The sequence below is a fragment of the Pseudomonas sp. M30-35 genome (assembly GCF_002163625.1).
Lineage (GTDB): Bacteria > Pseudomonadota > Gammaproteobacteria > Pseudomonadales > Pseudomonadaceae > Aquipseudomonas.
The window spans coordinates 1924694-1944438 of the sequence record NZ_CP020892.1 but is presented as its reverse complement, the minus strand read 5'-3'; the positions used below and the strand labels follow the sequence as shown (position 1 = coordinate 1944438).

17 protein-coding genes are annotated in these 19745 nt (G+C 55.0%); 3 read left to right on the top strand and 14 right to left on the bottom strand.

Going from position 1 to position 19745, the window contains the following annotated elements; all coding sequences use genetic code 11:
• Nucleotides 1-91: 91 nt before the first annotated feature.
• Nucleotides 92-2374 carry a glucosylglycerol-phosphate synthase gene (gene ggpS, locus B9K09_RS09055; protein WP_087516500.1) on the top strand — a complete coding sequence of 761 codons (2283 nt, stop codon included), beginning with the start codon at nucleotides 92-94 and terminating at the stop codon, nucleotides 2372-2374.
• Between the two features lie 137 nt (nucleotides 2375-2511).
• Here the strand turns inward: ggpS and B9K09_RS09050 are convergent, their stop codons facing one another.
• The 5 genes from B9K09_RS09050 to zwf form a co-directional block, all read right to left on the bottom strand.
• Nucleotides 2512-2928 (bottom strand): VOC family protein, encoded by a 417-nt coding sequence (locus tag B9K09_RS09050; protein WP_087516499.1) that lies wholly within the window; start codon nucleotides 2926-2928, stop codon nucleotides 2512-2514.
• Between the two features lie 36 nt (nucleotides 2929-2964).
• Entirely contained in the window at nucleotides 2965-3390 is a 426-nt protein-coding gene (locus tag B9K09_RS09045; protein WP_087516498.1) for a YciI family protein, read from the bottom strand.
• Nucleotides 3391-3718: 328 nt separating this feature from the next.
• The gene (locus B9K09_RS09040; protein WP_256574279.1) at nucleotides 3719-4390 is read right to left on the bottom strand and encodes a bifunctional 4-hydroxy-2-oxoglutarate aldolase/2-dehydro-3-deoxy-phosphogluconate aldolase; all 672 of its coding nucleotides are present in this window, start codon (nucleotides 4388-4390) and stop codon (nucleotides 3719-3721) included.
• A gap of 33 nt (nucleotides 4391-4423) precedes the next feature.
• The gene (gene pgl / locus B9K09_RS09035; RefSeq protein WP_087516497.1) at nucleotides 4424-5137 is read right to left on the bottom strand and encodes a 6-phosphogluconolactonase; all 714 of its coding nucleotides are present in this window, start codon (nucleotides 5135-5137) and stop codon (nucleotides 4424-4426) included.
• Nucleotides 5124-6593 (bottom strand): glucose-6-phosphate dehydrogenase, encoded by a 1470-nt coding sequence (gene zwf / locus B9K09_RS09030; protein ID WP_087516496.1) that lies wholly within the window; start codon nucleotides 6591-6593, stop codon nucleotides 5124-5126. Before zwf ends, pgl begins: the two co-directional genes overlap by 14 nt.
• A gap of 190 nt (nucleotides 6594-6783) precedes the next feature.
• Between zwf and B9K09_RS09025 the strand changes: the two genes are divergently transcribed.
• Entirely contained in the window at nucleotides 6784-7638 is an 855-nt protein-coding gene (locus tag B9K09_RS09025) for a MurR/RpiR family transcriptional regulator (RefSeq protein WP_177408716.1), read from the top strand.
• A 49-nt stretch (nucleotides 7639-7687) separates the two neighbouring features.
• On the opposite strand, the gene B9K09_RS09020 is transcribed toward B9K09_RS09025, so the two are convergent.
• The 9 genes from B9K09_RS09020 to edd all read right to left on the bottom strand — a co-directional run bounded on the left by B9K09_RS09020 (nucleotide 7688) and on the right by edd (nucleotide 18602).
• Complete coding sequence (locus B9K09_RS09020) at nucleotides 7688-8893, bottom strand: carbohydrate porin (protein WP_087516494.1); 1206 nt, start codon at nucleotides 8891-8893, stop codon at nucleotides 7688-7690.
• 216 nt (nucleotides 8894-9109) lie between these two features.
• Entirely contained in the window at nucleotides 9110-10273 is a 1164-nt protein-coding gene (locus tag B9K09_RS09015) for an ABC transporter ATP-binding protein (RefSeq protein ID WP_087516493.1), read from the bottom strand.
• 38 nt (nucleotides 10274-10311) lie between these two features.
• Nucleotides 10312-11148 (bottom strand): carbohydrate ABC transporter permease, encoded by an 837-nt coding sequence (locus tag B9K09_RS09010; protein WP_087516492.1) that lies wholly within the window; start codon nucleotides 11146-11148, stop codon nucleotides 10312-10314.
• Complete coding sequence (locus B9K09_RS09005) at nucleotides 11141-12049, bottom strand: carbohydrate ABC transporter permease (protein ID WP_087516491.1); 909 nt, start codon at nucleotides 12047-12049, stop codon at nucleotides 11141-11143. Before B9K09_RS09005 ends, B9K09_RS09010 begins: the two co-directional genes overlap by 8 nt.
• 153 nt (nucleotides 12050-12202) lie before the next feature.
• Nucleotides 12203-13456: an ABC transporter substrate-binding protein gene (locus tag B9K09_RS09000; RefSeq protein WP_087516490.1), complete on the bottom strand. Its 1254-nt coding sequence runs from the start codon at nucleotides 13454-13456 to the stop codon at nucleotides 12203-12205.
• Between the two features lie 127 nt (nucleotides 13457-13583).
• Nucleotides 13584-15062, bottom strand: a complete 1479-nt coding sequence (locus B9K09_RS08995; RefSeq protein WP_087516489.1) for an ATP-binding protein — start codon at nucleotides 15060-15062, stop codon at nucleotides 13584-13586.
• Nucleotides 15031-15765 carry a response regulator gene (locus B9K09_RS08990; protein ID WP_087516488.1) on the bottom strand — a complete coding sequence of 245 codons (735 nt, stop codon included), beginning with the start codon at nucleotides 15763-15765 and terminating at the stop codon, nucleotides 15031-15033. The genes B9K09_RS08995 and B9K09_RS08990 overlap by 32 nt, the downstream gene beginning before the upstream one ends.
• 54 nt (nucleotides 15766-15819) lie before the next feature.
• On the bottom strand, nucleotides 15820-16779 hold the full coding sequence (locus B9K09_RS08985) for a glucokinase (RefSeq protein WP_087516487.1): 960 nt from the start codon (nucleotides 16777-16779) through the stop codon (nucleotides 15820-15822).
• Nucleotides 16776-18602 (bottom strand): phosphogluconate dehydratase, encoded by a 1827-nt coding sequence (edd, locus tag B9K09_RS08980; protein WP_087516486.1) that lies wholly within the window; start codon nucleotides 18600-18602, stop codon nucleotides 16776-16778. The genes B9K09_RS08985 and edd overlap by 4 nt, the downstream gene beginning before the upstream one ends.
• A gap of 133 nt (nucleotides 18603-18735) precedes the next feature.
• Here edd and gap point away from each other — a divergent pair, with 133 nt between their 5' ends.
• Complete coding sequence (gene gap / locus B9K09_RS08975; RefSeq protein WP_087516485.1) at nucleotides 18736-19740, top strand: type I glyceraldehyde-3-phosphate dehydrogenase; 1005 nt, start codon at nucleotides 18736-18738, stop codon at nucleotides 19738-19740.
• The last annotated feature ends 5 nt before the right edge of the window (nucleotides 19741-19745 follow it).

Below are 19745 nucleotides of genomic sequence, written 5' to 3'. Positions count from 1 at the left end.
AACAGCGCAGTTATTCAACAGCAAGTTCAAGCTCGTCGGCCGATGTCGGCGCGTCAACTGCACCCACTATATATGGACAGGGAGACAGCGCATGTTACTTGCAACCGATCTTGATGGTACTTTTCTAGCTGGCGATCCCGAGGATCGTTTAAGCCTTTACCAAACCATTGCCGCCCACCCAGAAATCAAGCTGGCCTACGTCACCGGTCGCAGCCTTGAGGCGGTACTGCCGTTACTGGCAGACCCAACTCTGCCCCACCCCGACTACATCATTGCCGATGTCGGCGCGACCATGGTCCACGGCGATAGCCTGCAACCCATTCAGCCGCTGCAAAACGCCGTCGATGCACTCTGGCCCGGTGAAAGCCAGGTGGCCAGTGCCGTTGAAGGCTTTAATCTTGAGCGTCAGGATGTACCGCAAGTTCGCCGTTGCTCCTACTTCTGCACCCCTGAACAAGCGGCTGCACCAGAACTCCAGGCCATCGCCGACTCACTGGGCTGCGACCTGCTCTACTCCGCCGCACGTTATCTCGACTTTTTACCCAAGGGCGTGAACAAAGGCAGCAGCCTCGAAGCATTGGCTGCATGGCTTGAGCTGGATGATGATCAGGTTCTCGCCGCTGGCGACACGCTCAATGACCTGAGCATGCTCACGAGCAAGTTCCACGGCGTATGTGTGGGCAAGTCCGAACTAACGCTGCTCAATGCCACCCAGCACCACTCACGCACCCTGCATGCGCAGCGCAGCGGCTGCGGTGGGATTCTCGAAGCATTTGCCCACTTCGGCTTTCTTGGTGAGCACGGTATCGCTGCTGAAAAACGCCAAGCCGCGCAGCCGGGTAAGTCCGAGATGGTCATGGTTTATCACCGCCTGCCGTACGAAGAATATCGCGGCAATGACGGCAAGCTACAGCGCCGCCGACCCACCTCACCCAACGGCATCATTCCAACCCTGCTGAGCTTCTTTGGCGACGGCCGCCCCGGTTCGTGGGTCGCCTGGGCGATTCATGAAGGTGATGAAGAAGAACCCTTTGAAACCCACACCACAGTTGATGCCGAGCGCTATCCAAAACTCAAAGCAGCACGTGTGGCGCTGACTAAAGAAGAGGTCGATATCTTCTACAAGCGGTTCTCAAAAGAAGCCTTCTGGCCAACGCTGCATACCTTTTGGGAGCGCGCAACTTTCCGCGAGGATGACTGGCAGGTGTTCCTCAAGGTCAACCGCTCCTTTGCTGAGCGCACTGCGCTTGAAGCCGCTGAAGGCGCGACCGTGTGGCTGCACGACTACAACTTGTGGATGGTGCCAGGCTATCTGCGTGAGCTACGCCCGGACCTGAAGATTGCCTTTTTCCACCACACCTACTTCCCTTCGGCTGACGTGTTTAACGTACTGCCGTGGCGTCGCCAGATCATCGGCAGCCTACTGCAATGCGACTATATTGGCTTTCATATCCCGCGTCAGGTGGAGAACTTCGTCGATGTTGCGCGAGGCGTAACGCCTCTGCAAACAGTTAGCCGTCAAAACTGTGCGCCACGTTTTATCACCTACGGTTGCGCAGTTGGCCTTGAACGCATGACCACGGCCGTCGACACCGGCAGCCGCGTGGTCAAGCTCGGCGCTCATCCTGTTGGCCTGGATATTGATCGTGTACGCAGCGCGCTGGACAACCCTAAAATCCGCGACATGATGGCGCGCCTGCGTGAAGAACTCGTTGGCATCAAGCTGATCCTCTCGGTTGAACGCCTTGATTACACCAAGGGCATTCTCGAAAAGCTCAACGCCTATGAGCGTCTTCTCGAGGAAAACCCGGAGCTGCTCGGCAAGGTCACGTTGGTTACCGTCTGCGTACCTGCAGCGAAAGAGATGACCATCTACGACGAGCTGCAATCGCAGATCGAACAAGCCGTTGGCCGTATCAACGGACGCTTCGCGCGTATTGGTTGGACGCCACTCCAGTTCTTTTTCCGCAGCTTGCCGTTTGAAGAAGTCAGTGCCTGGTATGCGATGGCCGACGTGATGTGGATCACTCCCCTGCGCGACGGCCTTAACCTGGTTGCCAAGGAATTTGTCGCAGCACAAGGCTTGCTCGGCGGTAGCGGCGTACTGGTGCTCTCCGAGTTTGCCGGCGCAGCAGCTGAACTCAAGGGCGCACTGCTAACCAATCCCCATGACCCGGCCGACCTGACCAGCACCTGTTATTGGGCGCTCAACTTGCCAAAAGACGAGGCACAAGCGCGCCTGCGTGAGCTGTTCGACATTGTCAGCTACAACGACATTCGCCGCTGGGGCGACGAGTTCCTGAGCGCAGTTGCCGAGGCGCCGTTTGAACTGGAAAAGCCTGAAAATGTCAGCGCGATTGGCCTTGCTTCTTAATTAGCGCCACTCCTGCAAATACCCGCTGCACAGACTGTACTTAACAGTCTGTGCAGCGGGTATTTTTTTGCTGTCATGCCCAAGCTGTTACACCAGAGCTGTTTTAAACCTAAACCTTAAGCCTTAAGCCTTAAGCCTTAAGCCTCAGTTTCGCAGTTAATCAGCCACGGCACACCAAAACGATCCTTCACGGAGCCGAAGCGAGTTGCCCAGAATGTCTGCTCAAACGGCATTTCAATGGTTCCGCCCTGCGCCAGCGCATTGAAGATGCGCTCACCCTTATCAATGCAATCCAGATTCAGTGCAACCGAATTACCGCGGATGCCTTCATAAGGACTCATGGGGCATGAATCTGAAGCCATCAGGACCTGATCACCCACAACCAGGCGCGCATGCAAAATGCGCTCAGCGAGTTCGGGAGGAACTTCCCCTTCCTCAGAAGGCATATCAGCAAAGCGCATTAGACCATCGATCTTGCCGCCCAGGCACTCCGCATAAAAGTTGAAAGCTTCTTCGCAGTTGCCATCAAATGTCAGGTAGCTATTGATTTTCATGGTTAACTCCTAGTCCCCAAGTAGTACCCAAGGGGCTCAGTTATTTGCGTCAATTTGTGCGCGCAAGCGGCGCTCTTGCTCTTGCAACTCCGGGGTAAATTCTTCGCCGAAATCCTCTGCCTCGAATATCTGGCGAATTTCGATTTCAGAATCACTGACCATTGGATTTGGACAGCGCTTGACCCAATCGATCGCTTCTTGCATAGAAGCGACATTGAAGATCCAGAACCCCGCAATCAGCTCTTTGGTTTCCATAAATGGACCATCAACCACCGTGCGCCGCTCACCGGAGAACTGAACACGCACGCCTTTACTACTCGGGTGCAAACCTTCACCTGCGAGCATGACGCCCGCCTTGACCAACTCTTCATTGAAGTTGCCCATCTGTTCAAGCAGCTCTTCAGTGGGCATTTCACCAGCCTCTGACTCTGGGCTGGCTTTGACTATCACCATGCAACGCATAACAAACTCCTGATTATTTTCGGTTTAACTATGCGTTAGTCGAACGGGCATACGGCAAATCGACAAGGCCTGAAAATTATTTTCAGACAGGCATAATTAGTCACTGTATGGCTGATTAAGCCGCAGCTGAAAAAGCTTGTGAGCTACTGAATGCAAGGCGCCAACAACGGTGCTCCCGCACACTCAAAAGCTGTAGTTTTCAGCGGCTGACTAAGACTGGTCGAATGACCATAGGAGAGAGATCAAGCAGTTGCCAGTCTGATTGACTGACGGTAAATCCATGGAGGGAAGCAGGTCGGCAAGTTGTCGCCGACCTGCTGGTCGAGCTTTACTGCGCCAATAGCGTCAGGGCTTCAGCACTGGTCTGCTCTACGCGCGCCCAGTCCCCGGCTTTGATCCAGGCACTGTCGAGCATCCAAGTCCCGCCGACACACATCACATTCGGCTGCGCCATGTAGCTTTTGACGTTAGCCAGACTGACACCGCCAGTCGGACAGAAACGCACAGCAGGGAATGGTCCACCCAGAGCCTTGAGTGCTGCAGTACCGCCGCTGACTTCAGCTGGAAATAGCTTGAAGCGGCGGTAACCCAACGCGTAACCCAGCATGATTTCCGAGGCACTGGCGATACCCGGCAAGAGTGGGATATCACTGATCAAACTGGCCTCAAGCAATTCACGGGTGCAGCCAGGCGTGACAATAAATTGCGCACCAGCAGCTTCTGCCGCTGCAAGCATATCGACGTCGAGCACTGTACCGGCACCAATCACCAAATCTGGGCGCGCTTCACGCAACAGACGAATGGCGGTAAGCCCATGCTCAGAGCGCAGCGTCACCTCAAGCACAGTCAGCCCGCCTGCGGCCAACGCATCAGCCATCGGCAGAATATCTTCCTCACGGGAGATGGTGATGACCGGCATTATTTTCGCTTGCGCGCAAATAGCGTCGATTTGCGCAATTTTAGCCACCATGCGCTGCTGGTTAGTCTCATGAATTGTCATTATTAAAAGTCCTTAAAAGCTAAAGCTACCGGGCTACGCGCACCAGTAAATTTCAAGAGGTGGTTGTAAAAAGGCACGCACTGGCATTTGCGCCAGCTCATCGACCTGAAGTGCTTGAGCCAAAGTCGACAGCTTGTTTTGGCCTTGGATCGCCAACAGCGCCAGCTTTGCTGTAGCAAGCAACGCCAAGGTCATGGTCAAGCGTTGATGCGGCACATTCGGCGCGAGCATTGGCAAGCAACGACGCCCCCCGTCCGGCGCCAATGCCTTTAGCAAATTGGGGCTGTTGGGAAACAGCGATGCGGTGTGCCCGTCATCGCCCATGCCGAGCACCAGCACATCTATCGGAGGTAAATCGCGCAGCGCCTGATCAGCCGCCTCAGCGGCCTCTTCAAGCGATGCAGCCTTGAAATACAGCCCAAAAAAGCGTGCAGCTGCAGCAGGCCCTTGCAGCAGATGACGACGCACCAAGTTTTCATTGCTGTCGGCATGGCTGGTAGGCACCCAACGCTCATCAGCCAGGCTTACCACCACGCTTGACCACTGCAACTCTTGCTGCGCCAAGGCCTCAAAGAACGCCACGGGACTGCGCCCGCCTGACACCACTAATGTGGCTTGGCCCTTATCAGCGATTGCCGAACGCAACGCATCGGCAACGTTAGCGGCCAATCTATTGGCAAGCTGGGTCGAGCTGTTCAGGCTGTGGGTTACCACGCCTGTCGGTAGCTGCAAATCAGAGATCGCCATACCAAGCCCTCCCGTCACGTGTAATTAAGGCGATTGAAGCCATTGGCCCCCACGAGCCTGCGGCGTAGGGTTTAGGTTTATCGCCAAGCCGCTTCCAGCCAGCGATCAATTGGTCGCACCAGAGCCACGCGTGTTCGATTTCATCTTTACGCACGAACAGGTTCTGATTGCCGCCGATGACCTCAAGCAGCAAACGCTCATACGCATCGGGAACACGTGCGCTTTGGTAGGTATCAGAGAAACTCAACTGCAATGGGCCGCTGCGCAACTGCATGCCTTTATCAAGACCTTGATCTTTGGTCATGACCTGCAGCGAGATACCTTCATCGGGCTGTAGACGGATGATCAGTCGATTGCTGATCAGCGGGCGCTGTTCGGCAGCAAAGATGTAATGCGGTGGCTCTTTAAAATGAATCACGATCTGAGACATTTTTTCTGCCATGCGCTTACCGGTGCGCAGGTAAAACGGTACTCCCGACCAACGCCAGTTACGGATATCAGCCCGCAACGCCACGAAGGTCTCAGTATCGCTTTCGGTGTTAGAGTTTTCTTCCTCAAGGTAGCCCGGTACTGGCTTACCAGCGCTATTACCGGCCACATACTGGCCGCGCACAACACGCTGGCTGATTTGCTCGGCAGTAATGGGCTCAAGGGCTTTAAGCACCTTGACCTTCTCATCACGGATGCTGTCAGCGGACAAGTCGCTTGGCGGGTCCATCGCAATCAGGCAAAGCAACTGCAACAGGTGATTCTGAATCATGTCACGGAGCTGGCCAGCCTGATCGAAGTAACCCCAACGGCCTTCGATTCCGACTTTTTCCGCCACGGTGATTTCAACGTGGGAGATGTGATTCTGATTCCACTGGGTTTCAAACAAACTGTTCGCAAAACGCAGTGCAATCAAGTTCTGCACGGTTTCTTTGCCCAGGTAATGGTCAATACGGTAGATGCGCGTTTCCGGGAAGAATCGCGCTACAGCATCGTTTACCTCACGCGAAGAAGCCAAGTCATGGCCAATCGGTTTTTCCAGAACCACTCGTGTGCGTTCTGCCAAACCGACCCGTGCAAGGTTTTCACAGATGCCACCGTATACCGAAGCCGGGGTGGCGAAGTAGGCAATCAGGCATTTGTCATCAGCAATTTGTTCCGCTAGTTGCAGATAATCATCAGCCTGCAAAAAATCCATCTGCAAGTAGCTGAAGCGCGCCAAAAAGCGCTGCATGGCAGCGTCATCGATGCCCGGTGCGTCAATGTAGCCGCGCAAGGCCTTTTCAATCGTATCGATATGCTGCTGCGGCTCACCGGCATCGCGCGCCAGTGCAAAAATTTGCGTATCGGCGTGCAATAACTCAGCTTGATCCAACTGGAAAAGTGCTGGGAACAGTTTGCGCAGTGCCAGATCACCCAGCGCACCAAATAAAGCGAAGGTACAAGGTTCAACAGTTATGCTTGGCATGATATATGTTCTTCTATCAACTTAAGCGAGAAACACGGGACTTATTGGCATACTACACCGCAAGATGTAGTAATAAAAACAACATTTAGCGGAAATTAACATAACAAGTGGTGACAATCAGGGCCGATCAGTACGATAGGCCTGCATTTTCGTCGTCTGTATGTCTACATAAGGAACAAAAATGGATCGCGTGCGAAACCTTCTGGAGCAAATCCAGACCCGCCTCGACAGCCTGAACAAGGCAGAGCGCAAGGTTGCTGAAGTGATTTTGCACAATCCGCAGCAAGCCACTCGCTTGAGCATAGCCGCACTCGCGCAAGCGGCGTCCGTCAGCGAACCGACCGTTAACCGTTTCTGTCGCTCATTCGGCGTCAACGGCTATCCCGAACTGAAAATGCAACTTGCGCAGAGCCTTGCCAGTGGCGCGGCTTATGTCAGCCGAGCGGTTGAAGCAGACGACGGCCCGGAAGCCTACACCCGTAAAATTTTTGGCAGCGCTATCACCTCGCTAGACAGCGCCTGTCAGTCACTCGACCCACAACTCATCAGTCGCGCTGTCGACCTGCTGATTCAGGCCAGGCAGATACACTTCTTCGGGCTCGGCGCATCCGCTCCGGTGGCGCTGGATGCACAGCACAAATTCTTTCGTTTCAACCTTGCCGTAACCGCCCACGCCGATGTGCTCATGCAGCGCATGCTGGCCTCGGTGGCGCATACCGGCGATTTGTTCGTGATCATCTCCTACACCGGGCGCACCCGAGAGCTGGTTGAAGTGGCGCGTATCGCCCGCGAAAAAGGCGCTTCGGTATTGGGCCTCACCGCGGCCAACTCACCGCTCGCCAAAGCCAGCACCTTGAGCCTGGATATTCCCTTGCCTGAAGATACCGACATCTACATGCCGATGACTTCACGCATCATTCAACTAACCGTACTTGATGTGCTTGCGACTGGCGTTACCTTGCGCAGAGGCGTCGATTTCCAGCCGCATCTGCGCAAAATCAAGGAAAGCCTCAACGCCAGCCGCTACCCGGCCGATGAAGATTGATGACTTCGGTGGTCTGGTTGATTGAATATCTCCCGAACCGCCGCATTGGTTACTTCCACCAATACTCGACTTGCAAGCCGAAATTCGAGCCATGCCGGGCGTTATCAAATACACCCGTATCCGATAGCGCGGAGCCCGCTGCCATCTGGCTCGCTGCACGCTGCGCCGCTTCGTTCCAGCTGGCATAGGTGTAATACAAACGGAACTCAGGACGCGCCCAAAACCCAGGGCCAGCCGGCGACCAGGTTGGCGCAACGGTAAACTTGGTCAGTTTGCGGGTGCCATCGGCGGCATCCACCTGATCGCGACCCAGCTCACCCACCAGCTTGAATTGATCAGTCAGCGCATACGTGGTGCGCCCACCGACCGACAACCAGTCCTGATCTTCACTGTCGGGGCGAATATCCTTTTGATAAACCACCTCGACCTGACCGCCTAATCGCGGAGTGATCTGCCAGTCAAAGAACTCAACCAGACGGTAGCTCTTGCTGTCGCGATCAAGCCCGACATCGCCAGTGGTGCCCAATCCGGTGCCAGGCCCCTGACCGTACTGCAGGGCAAACTTGTTGGTGCCACCAAGGAAAACCTTTTGCACATGTTGCCCGGTAATCGCCCAACCACTGCTGCTGTCACCGCGATCCGGGTTATCGATGTAGCTATAGCCGATCTCCACTTCTCCGCCCGGATTGGTCTTGAAGCCTCCGACGTTGAAGTCATGGCGAGTGGTGTAGTCCTCCTGAAAGTAGCTGTCTTTACGCGAGAACACATAGCTGTACTTGAGATCACCAATGACCATTTCATCAACACCGAAACCGGTCGCGCTCTGGTTCCAGTAGTAATAGTCGGAGATATGAATGTCATTACGCTTGTAGAAACGACGCCCCGCCCAAAGCGATCCGCCATTCAACGCAGGCATGTTGCTCCACTCTGCGTACATCTGGTTCATTCGGGCAAAGCCATACTCACCGGTGAATTTTGGCGTGTGGCCATACTCGTTATACAGCTGAGCCATGCCTTCAACGCTGACGGTGGAGCCGTCGTCGAAACTCAGCAAATCCTGACGCAAGTCGAGCTCTGCATAGGTTTCACACTCGTTACCCAGACGATACTTGGATTGCGCGCCGGGCAATTGGAAACACGACTGGCTTCCTCCGTTTTCTGAACTACCCGCCCCGCTCCGCACATAACCACTGAACTCCAGCGCATCGGCCGCCATTGGCATAGCCAAATAGCCCAACGCCACTGCAAGACTCATACGTGTTGCTGCTCTCATTTCAACTCCATTATTTTTATTGTTAAGTTTGCCAGTTCATGTGACAAAAGCAGGCAGCCGTCGCATAAACCGCTAAGCGATATCCATATCCACGCAAAACTCCCTCAACCAGGCTGGAAAGCCCGGCTGAACAACCCACAAAATGTTTTTCAGTGCGGCGCTTAATCCGCCGCACAGCACCCATCAATTCAGCAGTCGTTAAAGACTTTTCAAACGCGTGACATTGCTGGCTGAGTGATCTGCCGTGGACGAAACCGGGCGAAGGCGCTCGCCGCTCTGGGCGTCGAACAACATGATTTTTTCTGGATCGAGTTGAAGCTCAACAACCTGACCGACTCGCGGCGCCTCGTCGGGCGACATGCGGCAACACACCTTGGTTTGATTGAGCGTGACAAATACCAGTGTGTCCGGGCCGGTCGGCTCGATAATCTCGACTTCGGCAGCAATCGCCACCAGCCCCGGCGTGCCTGCAACGGTCTGGATCTGTTCTGGGCGAACACCCAGAATCACTTCACGATCCTCAACACCTTCCGGCATCACCGCCAATGGCAAGGCGCAGCTAAGCTCACCTTTTTCACCACTGTGCAATTGCGCAAACAGTTGATTGTCACCACGCTCCAGCTTCACCGGAATAAAATTCATCGGCGGTGAACCAATAAAACTGGCGACGAACAGATTGGCCGGATCGTTATAAATTTGCTGCGGCGTACCGAACTGCTGAATGATGCCCTCCTTCATAACAGCCACTTTGTCACCCAGAGTCATGGCCTCGATCTGATCGTGGGTGACGTACACCGTGGTGGTTTTAAGGCGCTGGTGCATCAGCTTGATTTCGGTACGCATCTCGACGCGCAACTTGGCGTCCAAATTAGATAATGGCTCATCGAAAAGATAGATTTTTGGACGTCGGGCCAGTGCTCGCCCCATCGCCACGCGCTGTTGTTGGCCGCCGGATAATTGCCCCGGCTTGCGCTTGAGCAAGTGTTCGATTTGCAGCAGCTTGGCGACACGGGCGACTTCTTCTTCAATCGCCTCGGGCGCCATCTTGCGCATCTTCAAGCCGAAGGCAATATTGTCGCGAACACTCATGGTCGGATACAGCGCATAGGACTGAAAAACCATGGCGATGTCGCGGTCCTTTGGGCTCATGCCGCTTATATCGGCGCCTTCGACAATGATTTCGCCGCCACTGATGCTTTCCAGCCCAGCAATGCAGTTCATTAGCGTCGACTTACCACAACCGGACGGGCCGACCAGAATCAGGAACTCACCCGAGTCGATTTTCAATTCGATATTCTTCAGCGTATCGGCTAAGCCACTGCCGTAGCTCTTGTGTACATTGCGTAGTTCAAGCGTTGCCATGTTGTCTCTCCAAACAGGTCAAGGTCGAAAGCGACCTGTTAGCCTTTCACCGCACCGGCTGTTAGCCCGCGCAAGAAGTACTTTCCAGCCAGCACATAGACCACCAACGTAGGTAGCCCAGCGATCATTGCGGCCGCCATATCGACGTTGTATTCCTTGGTGCCAGTGCTGGTGTTGACCAGGTTATTCAGCGCCACCGTAATCGGTTGGGTATCACCACTGGCGAACACCACACCGAACAAGAAGTCATTCCAGATTTGGGTGAATTGCCAGATCAGGCAAACCATGATGATTGGCACTGACATCGGCAGCAGAATGCGGCCGAAAATGGTAAAGAATCCGGCGCCATCCAATCGCGCAGCGCGCACCAATGCTTCCGGCACGCTGACGTAATAGTTACGGAAGAACAGCGTGGTGAAGGCGATGCCATAGACCAGATGCACCAACACCAAACCGGTTGTGGTGTTGGCCAAACCCAGCTTGCCGAGGGTGAATGACGCAGGCAGCAACACCACCTGAAACGGCAGGAAGCAACCAAACAACAGCAAGCCGAAGAACAGTTGCGAGCCCTTGAAGCGCCACATCGCCAGCACATAGCCGTTAAGCGCGCCGAGCAATGTGGAAATCAGCACTGCTGGGACGGTGATCTTCACCGAATTCCAGAAAAAGCCACCGAGACTGTCCCAGGCCTTGACCCAACCAATCGCGGTAATCACATCAGGCCATGACAACAGGTTGCCGCTGCGAATATCTTCAGGCGTCTTGAAGCTGGTGAGCAGCATGACGATCAACGGCACCAGATAAACCGCACAGGCCGCGAGTAATGTTGCGTAGATCGCCAAACGGCTGAAGCTGAACTTGTTTTGATTAATCATGGCGCTTGCCCCGCAACTCGGAATACAGATACGGCACTAAAATCGCCAACACCGCGCCAAGCATCAAAATCGCACTGGCCGCGCCGAGGCCCATTTGGCCGCGGGTAAAGGTATGGGCATACATAAACATCGCCGGTAAATCAGATGAGTAACCGGGGCCGCCAGCAGTCATCGACGCGACCAGGTCGAAGCTTTTGATCGCGATGTGCGAGAGGATCATCACCGCGCTGAAAAACACCGGGCCAAGACTCGGCAACACAATGCGCAGATAGATATTCGGCAAGCTCGCGCCATCGACTTGCGCGGCGCGAATAATTGATTGATCAACCCCGCGCAGCCCAGCCAGAAACAGCGCCATAACGAAACCCGAAGCCTGCCAGACAGCAGCAATCACCAGGCAATAGACCACGCGATCGGTGTCCACCAACCAGTCAAAGCGGACCCCTTCCCACCCCCAGTCGCGCAGCAGCTTATCCAGCCCCAGCCCTGGGTTGAGCAGCCACTTCCAGGCCGTACCAGTGACAATCATCGAGATCGCCATCGGGTACAGAAAAATGGTGCGGATAAACCCTTCGCGGCGGATTCGCTGATCGAGCAGCACCGCAAGCAATACCCCGAGGATCAAGCTGATGCTGATGAACAAGCCACCAAACATCATCAGGTTCTTGCTCGCCACCCACCAGCGATCGTTGTCCAGCAGCCGTTCGTACTGCTGCAGGCCCACCCACTTGTAGCTGGGCATAAACCGCGAGCTGGTGAAGGACAACAAAAAGGTCCAAAGGATGTAACCGTAGAAACCAACCAGCACGATAAGCATGGTCGGTGCCAGCACCAGCTTGGGCAGCCAGCGTTGTAGCGCATCCAGTGGTGAAGCTTTGCTCAAAGTTGCGACTGAGCTCATACAGGCCTCTCAAGCTGCGTAAGACAAAATTCAGGCAAAGCGTTGCCACAGTGCCTGTTAATGCACTGAAAACCGCTTTACATGAGGAATAGGAACCTCTGAAAGTAGTTTTCCAGAGGTTCCATAGCTGCCGGCGTACCGGCAGCCGGGCTATTACTGAACCGCTTGAATTGCCGCAGCCAGTTGCTGTGCAGCTTTCTTCGGATCAGCATCGGCGTCGTTAAAGAAGTTGGTCACCACGTCAAATACCGCGCCCTGCACATAGCTTGAAGCCGCCATGCCGTGCGCCAGACTTGGCTGTAGCCCACCATTGCTGGCGGCTTCCTTGAAGTCCTTCATTGAGGCTTGGGCACAACTGTCAAAGCTACTCATGTCCATGTCCTGACGAACCGGAATCGAGCCTTTGTTCTTATTGAAAATGGCTTGAAATTCCTTGCCCATTACGATTTCGGCGAGGTCTTCCTGAGCTTTGCGGTTGTCCGCATCAGTGAGTTTGAACATGGCCAATGAGTCGATGTTGTAGGTGAAGCTACCTTGCGTGCCTGGGAACGGCACGCAGGTGTAATCCTTACCCGCAACCTTACCAGCCGCGGTCCATTCGCTCTTGGCCCAGTCACCCATGATCTGCATACCGGCCTTGCCGTTGATGACGAGGCCCGCTGCGGCATTCCAATCGCGCCCTGCGGCGTTAGAGTCAATGTAACCGTGCAGTTTTTTCAGGGTGGCGAAAACTTCAACCATCTTGTCGCCCGTCAGCACCGCTTCATCTTGATCGACAAATGCTTTGCGGAAATCGGCTGGCCCCAGAATTGCGAACGCCAAATCTTCAAACACGGTGCCGTCTTGCCATGGCTGACCGCCGTGGGCAATTGCAATAAAGCCAGCAGCTTTGAGTTTGTCGGCGGCAGTGAAAAATTCGTCGAGGGAGGTTGGCGGCGTGGCGCCGGCCTTGGCAAACACTTCTGGGTTGATCCATAGCCAGTTAACCCGGTGCACGTTGACCGGCACGGCGACGTAATCTCCGTCGTACTGCATGGTTTCAATAACCTGTGCCGGCAGCAGTTCATCCCACTTCTGGCGCTTGGCAACGTCATTCAAGTCGGTCAGCAAGCCCAGCTCACCCCATTCTTGAATATCTGGGCCCTTGATCTGCGCAGCTGCAGGTGGATTACCAGAAACAGCACGGGTTTTGAGTACGGTCATGGCCGCTTCACCACCGCCACCGGCGACCGCGAAGTCTTTCCAGGTATGGCCTTTGGCTTCAACCATTTGTTTGAGGGTATCAGCAGCGCGCTTTTCACCACCCGATGTCCACCAGTGCAGAACTTCTACTTCACCAGCGTGGGCAGCAAACGGAATAAGGGAGGCAAGACAAACAGCGGTTGCCAGGCGAGAGATAACTTTCATTAACAGTACCTTTCTTGTTGTTATTCGCGAACAAGTCTGACGCTTGTGCTGCATTGGATACTAACCAAGGCATTGGCGAAAACGGGTAACGAAGGGATATAGAAACGTCACAGGATGGTTACAAAACCTACTCAGCGTAACGCGGTAAATACAGCGACACGCGCAAGCCGCCTTCGCGCAGGTTTTTCAGGGTCACTTCGCCGCCATGGCTATGGGCAATGTTGCGCGCGATGCCCAAGCCAAGGCCGTAACCCTGCTGTTGCGCGGACAGGCGAATATGCGGCTCAAACACATGCTCCAATTGTTGCTCGGGCACGCCCGGCCCTTCATCGTCCACATGCAAGACAAACGCGCTGTCATCATCTTCGATAGATAAATGCGCACGCTTACCATATTTCAAAGCGTTATCAACCAGGTTGCCAATACAGCGTTTCAGCGCCAAAGGCTTGCCCTGATAACTTGTGCATGTCTGCCCCTGCAGTGTTACCAAGCCATCACCGGCAGGTGCCAGATAAGGTTCAATCACGCAATTGACCACATAATCGAGGTCTATCGGCTCTATGTTCTCGTGAATATCAGTGTCTTTAACACACTGCAGAGCCCCTTTTACCAGCAGCTCAAGCTCATCAAGATCGCGGCGAAACTTATCCTGTACCGCCTCATCGTCAAGTAACTCAACGCGCAAACGTAAACGGGTGATGGGGGTGCGTAAATCATGGGAGATAGCGCTGAATAACTGGCTGCGCTCACGCAGGTAACGACCAATACGCTCGCGCATGGTGTTGAATGCACGGCTCACTTCCACCACTTCGCTGCCACCCGCCTCTTTAAGCGGCTCAACCTCGGTCCCCAATGACATTTCACGCGCAGCCACCGCCAGATGCTTAAGCGGACGGCTTTGCCAATGCACCATCAACCCAATGAACAGCAACAGAAAACCACTGGTCAAAATGATGAACCAAAGTTGTTGCGCAGGCAGGCCCGGCTGCTCAAGGCTGACGTAAGGCTCAGGCATCAGCGACGCAAGATACAGCCACTCCTGCGGGCCAATCCTTATCTGGGTAACCAGCACTGGTGGGTTCATCGGCTCAAGACTTAACGCGTAGTGCGCCCACGAGCGCGGCAATTCATCGAGCTTCACCGCGTTATTGAAAATACGCAGGTCATTCGGACTGACAAACTGCACCGACACATCAAGATCGTGGCCCAAGCGCTCACGCAAGGTTGCGTCAACGGCGTCCAGTACTGCACGCTTTCGCGGCGTGACTGGCAGCACATCCATGCTCAGCGGCTTGTCGTTAAGCGATACGAAAAAGCGCGTACCGCCCATATTGCGCAACTGATCCAACACCAACGGTCGATAGCCCAGCGGCAATGAACGGAAGTAGCTGACGCTGGCCGCCAACGACTGCGCCAGACTGCGCGAACTGGTGACCAACCCCTCAACCTGACTGGCGCGCAACTGCGAGACCCAAATAACGCTCGAAAGCGCTTGGGCAATCAATACCACCAACAGGGTCAAGACCAGCATCCTTGCCAGCAGCGAACGCGGTATCAACCTGCCGAATAAGCGCTTAATAAGCGTGCCCCTGATGCGGCTCGACATTGGCCGCCAGCAAATAACCACTGCCGCGAACCGTGCGAATCAGTCGCGGTGGTTTTTCTACATCGCGCAGGCGTTGACGCAAGCGACTGACAGCCATATCGACGATTCGCTCAAGCGGCATCACTTCACGGCCGCGCGTGGCGTTGCCGATGGTGTCGCGATCAAGGATTTGCTGCGGGTTATCAAGGAACAGCTTGAGCAAGATAAAATCCGCCCCGGAAAGAATCACCTCTTCACCATCGGCATGAAACAAGCGATGGCTGACCATGTCCAGCCGCCAGTCTTCAAACGCCAGCACCTCAGTGCCGCGTTCCTGACTAAAGTTGACCCGGCGCAACAAGGCCTTGATACGCGCCTGCAGCTCACGTGGGCTAAAGGGCTTGCCCAGATAGTCATCAGCGCCAAGCTCCAGACCGATCACCCGATCAGCCTCATCCGAGCTGGCGGTCAACATGATTACCGGGATATGCGCAAAGCGTTGATGCTCACGCACCCAGCGACACAGACTGAAACCGTCTTCATCGGGCAGCATCACATCCAAAATAACCAAATCAGCAGAATTCGCCGTAAGGTCCTGCCGGAATCCGGCGCCATCACCGACTGCACGCACCTGAAAACCGGCGCGACTCAAATAGGTTTGCAGCAGTTCGCGAATTTCCTGATCGTCGTCAACCAACAAGACCGACTTTCCGCACTGGCTCAAGACATCACCTTTTCTTGTTATGAGTGGCCGCCGACAACGGCCAACGCAGACTCGCTATTCCCGGCTGTTTTGCTGCAACGCTACACCGGCCCCCATCAACCCTGGGTATTCAGCAGTTACCAGCCACACCGGAATCCCAGCAAAATAACCGCTCATGCAACCTTTGTCGCTGAAACTGCGCGCAAAACCACTGTTACAAAAGAACTCTGCGAAGCGCGGGACAATACCACCAACGATGTACACGCCACCGCGCGCACCCAGACTCAGTACGTTATTGCCTGCTGCGCGCCCGAGCCAACAACAGAATTGCTCAAGCACAGCACTTGCCGTGGCGTCGCCTGCAAGCGCCGCCGTGGTGATCTGTGCAGGGCTAGCCAATTGCGGTGCAACATTATCCAGTTCGCACATGGCGCGATAAAGTACCAGCAAACCGTTGCCGCTAAGCACATCCTCAGCACGTACATGGCCCAATTGTTTGAACAGTACTTGCCACAGTTGCGCCTCACGAGCACTGCCAATGGGCAGATCAACATGCCCACCTTCACCGGGCAGCGCGGCCCAGCTGCCGTCCGCTTGCGGCACTAATGTGCCAACCCCCAAGCCAGTACCCGCACCGATCACCACAAATGGGCGCCCCTCATCAGACTCGCCCGGACACACCTGTAACCGCTCACCTTCAACCAGGCGGGTCATTCCCAGGGCCATGGCGGAGAAATCGTTGACCAGCAACAACTGATCGATCCGCAAGCGCTGACAAAACTCGGCGCGGTTGATCCGCCAATGGTTATTGGTAAAGCGAAACACCGCATCGCTCACCGGCCCGGCACATGCCAGGCAAACCGAGCCGAGCGAGCCAGGCGCCACATTATGCTCGGCCAAGTACTGCTCAATCGCCGCTTCCGGCGTAGTGAAATCAGCCGTCGCAAGCACACTGACTGACTCCAACTGCTCATCACGCCACAACGCAAAACGTGCGTTCGTGCCGCCAATATCACCGACTAACGCTAGCTTCACTTAAGCGACTCCAGGCTTTCAGTGAACGCACTCGCGCCCTGCTCTGCGGTACTGAATGAGTGGCGCATGAAGGTAAACAGCTCGCGACCACAGCCCTCGCCACTGTTCACAGAGCGGCTCGCCAACTCGCGCGCAGCCAGCTCTTTATCGTCCACCAGCACTTGCAACTCACCGGTTTGCCCGTTCACTCGGATGATGTCGCCATCACGCACTCGCGCCAACGGGCCGCCATCAAACGCCTCAGGACAAACATGAATCGCCGCCGGGATTTTGCCCGAAGCGCCCGACATACGTCCGTCAGTGACTAGCGCGACTTTAAAGCCGCGATCCTGCAACACACCCAGGAACGGCGTCATCTTGTGCAATTCAGGCATGCCATTTGAGCGTGGGCCCTGGAAGCGCATCACCGCCACCATGTCATGCTCAAGCTCGCCAGCCTTGAAGGCATCAGCCAACTCTTGCTGGTCCTCAAATACTCGTGCCGGCGCCTCAACAATCTGATGTTCAAGGGCGACTGCCGAAACCTTCATCACACCGCGCCCCAGATTGCCTTCCATCACCCGCAAACCGCCTTCCACCGAGAACGGGTTGGCCACTGGACGCAATACCGTTTCGTCATAGCTCTTGCTCGGACCGTCGCGCCACACCAGCTTGCCATCTTCAAGGAAAGGCTCTTGGGTATATCGACTCAGACCATAACCGGCAACGGTGTTGACGTTTTCATGCAGCAAGCCAGCATCGAGCAATTCACGGATCAGGAACGACATACCGCCAGCCGCCTGGAAGTGGTTGATGTCGGATTTACCATTCGGATAGACGTGCGCCAAGGTCGGCACCACAGCGGACAAGTCAGCCATGTCCTGCCACGTCAGCATGATTCCGGCCGCGCGAGCAATCGCGGGCATGTGCAAGGTATGGTTGGTTGAGCCGCCGGTCGCACTCAGGGCAACAATCGAGTTAACCAGGCAGCGCTCATCAACGATCTCGGCCAGCGGCATAAACTGCCCGCTTTGCTTTGTCAGTTGGGTGATCTGCCGCGCCGCTTCAACAGTCAAGGCATCACGCAGTGGTGTATTCGGGTTTATGAATGAGGCGCCTGGCAGGTGCAAGCCCATCACTTCCATCAATAACTGGTTGGTGTTGGCTGTGCCGTAAAAGGTGCATGTACCGGGGCTGTGATAAGCACTCATCTCGGCCTCAAGCAACTCCTCGCGAGTCGCCTTGCCTTCAGCGTAACGCTGGCGAACATCCGCCTTTTCTTTATTCGACAAACCGGAAGGCATCGGCCCTGCGGGAATAAACATCGTCGGTAAGTGACCAAAACGCAACGCGCCCATCAGCAGGCCCGGAACAATCTTGTCGCAAATACCAAGACAGAGCGCAGCGTCAAACATGTTGTGCGACAGCGCTACCGCAGTCGACATGGCAATCACTTCGCGGCTGGCAATACCCAGCTCCATGCCGGGCTCCCCTTGGGTGACACCATCGCACATGGCTGGCACGCCACCGGCAAACTGGCCAACCGAGCCAACATCACGCAGGGCCTGTTTGATTTGCTCAGGGTAACGCTCATAAGGCTGATGCGCCGAGAGCATGTCGTTATATGCGGAGATGATTGCCACGTTGGCAGCGTTCATCAGGCGCAGGGTTTGCTTGTCGTCGGTGCCGCAACCGGCCACGCCGTGAGCAAAGTTGGCGCACTGCAATTTGCCACGCTGCGGACCGTCACTTGCAGCCGCACGAATCATCGCCAAATAGTGCTCTCGAGTAGCACGGCTGCGGGCGATAAGGCGATCAGTTACCTCTTGGACACGGGGATGCATGTTGTCGACTCCAGGCTAGCGGGCAAATTTATTTGTACCTTTAACAAAATATTGCCACTTAAAAGACTTGATTTCTACATTCACGGGAATAATCTTGTAATTCCAACAACAAAATCATTAACGGACTTCATTTATGACACTGCGTATCGCTATCAATGGCTTTGGGCGCATCGGCCGCAACGTGCTGCGTGCGCTGTACACCCAAGCCTACCGTCAGAACATCCAAATCGTAGCTATCAACGACCTTGGTGATAGCGCTATCAATGCTCATCTGCTGAAGTATGACAGCGTGCACGGCATCTTCGACGGCAATGTTGAGTTCGACCAGGAAAGCCTGACCGTAAACGGTGACCGTATTGCTGTCAGTGCAATCCGCAACCCCGCCGAACTGCCTTGGAAGAAGCTGGCAATTGACGTGGTATTCGAATGCACCGGGCTATTCACCGAACGCGATAAAGCCGCTGCACATCTAAGCGCCGGAGCGCGAAAAGTGATTATCTCGGCGCCAGCCAAAGGCGCTGATGCAACTGTAGTTTACGGGGTCAACCACCGTATTCTGCGCCAATCTCATCAGATTATCTCCAATGCATCCTGCACCACCAATTGCTTGGCACCCGTTGCCCAAGTGTTGCATCGTGAACTGGGCATCGAACAAGGCCTGATGACCACCATTCACGCTTACACCAACGACCAGAACTTGTCTGACGTTTATCACAGCGACCCCTACCGCGCACGCTCGGCCACGCAGTCGATGATCCCGAGCAAAACCGGCGCAGCCGAAGCTGTAGGTCTAGTTCTACCTGAGCTTGCTGGCAAGCTAACCGGCATGGCTGTAAGGGTTCCGGTGATCAATGTATCACTGGTCGACCTAACGCTCCTGGTCAGCCGTGAGACCAGCACAAAAACGGTTAATGCACTAATGAAAAGCGCCAGCGAAGGCTCAAATGTGCTCGGTTATAACAGCCTTCCACTGGTCTCATGCGACTTCAATCATAATCCTTTTTCGTCGATTTTCGACGCCAATCACACCAAATTCAGCGGCAAAATGCTCAAAGTGATGGCTTGGTACGATAACGAATGGGGCTTCTCCAATCGCATGCTCGATACCTGCCTGGCCCTGTGCAACGCGCCCGAGTAGCTGGA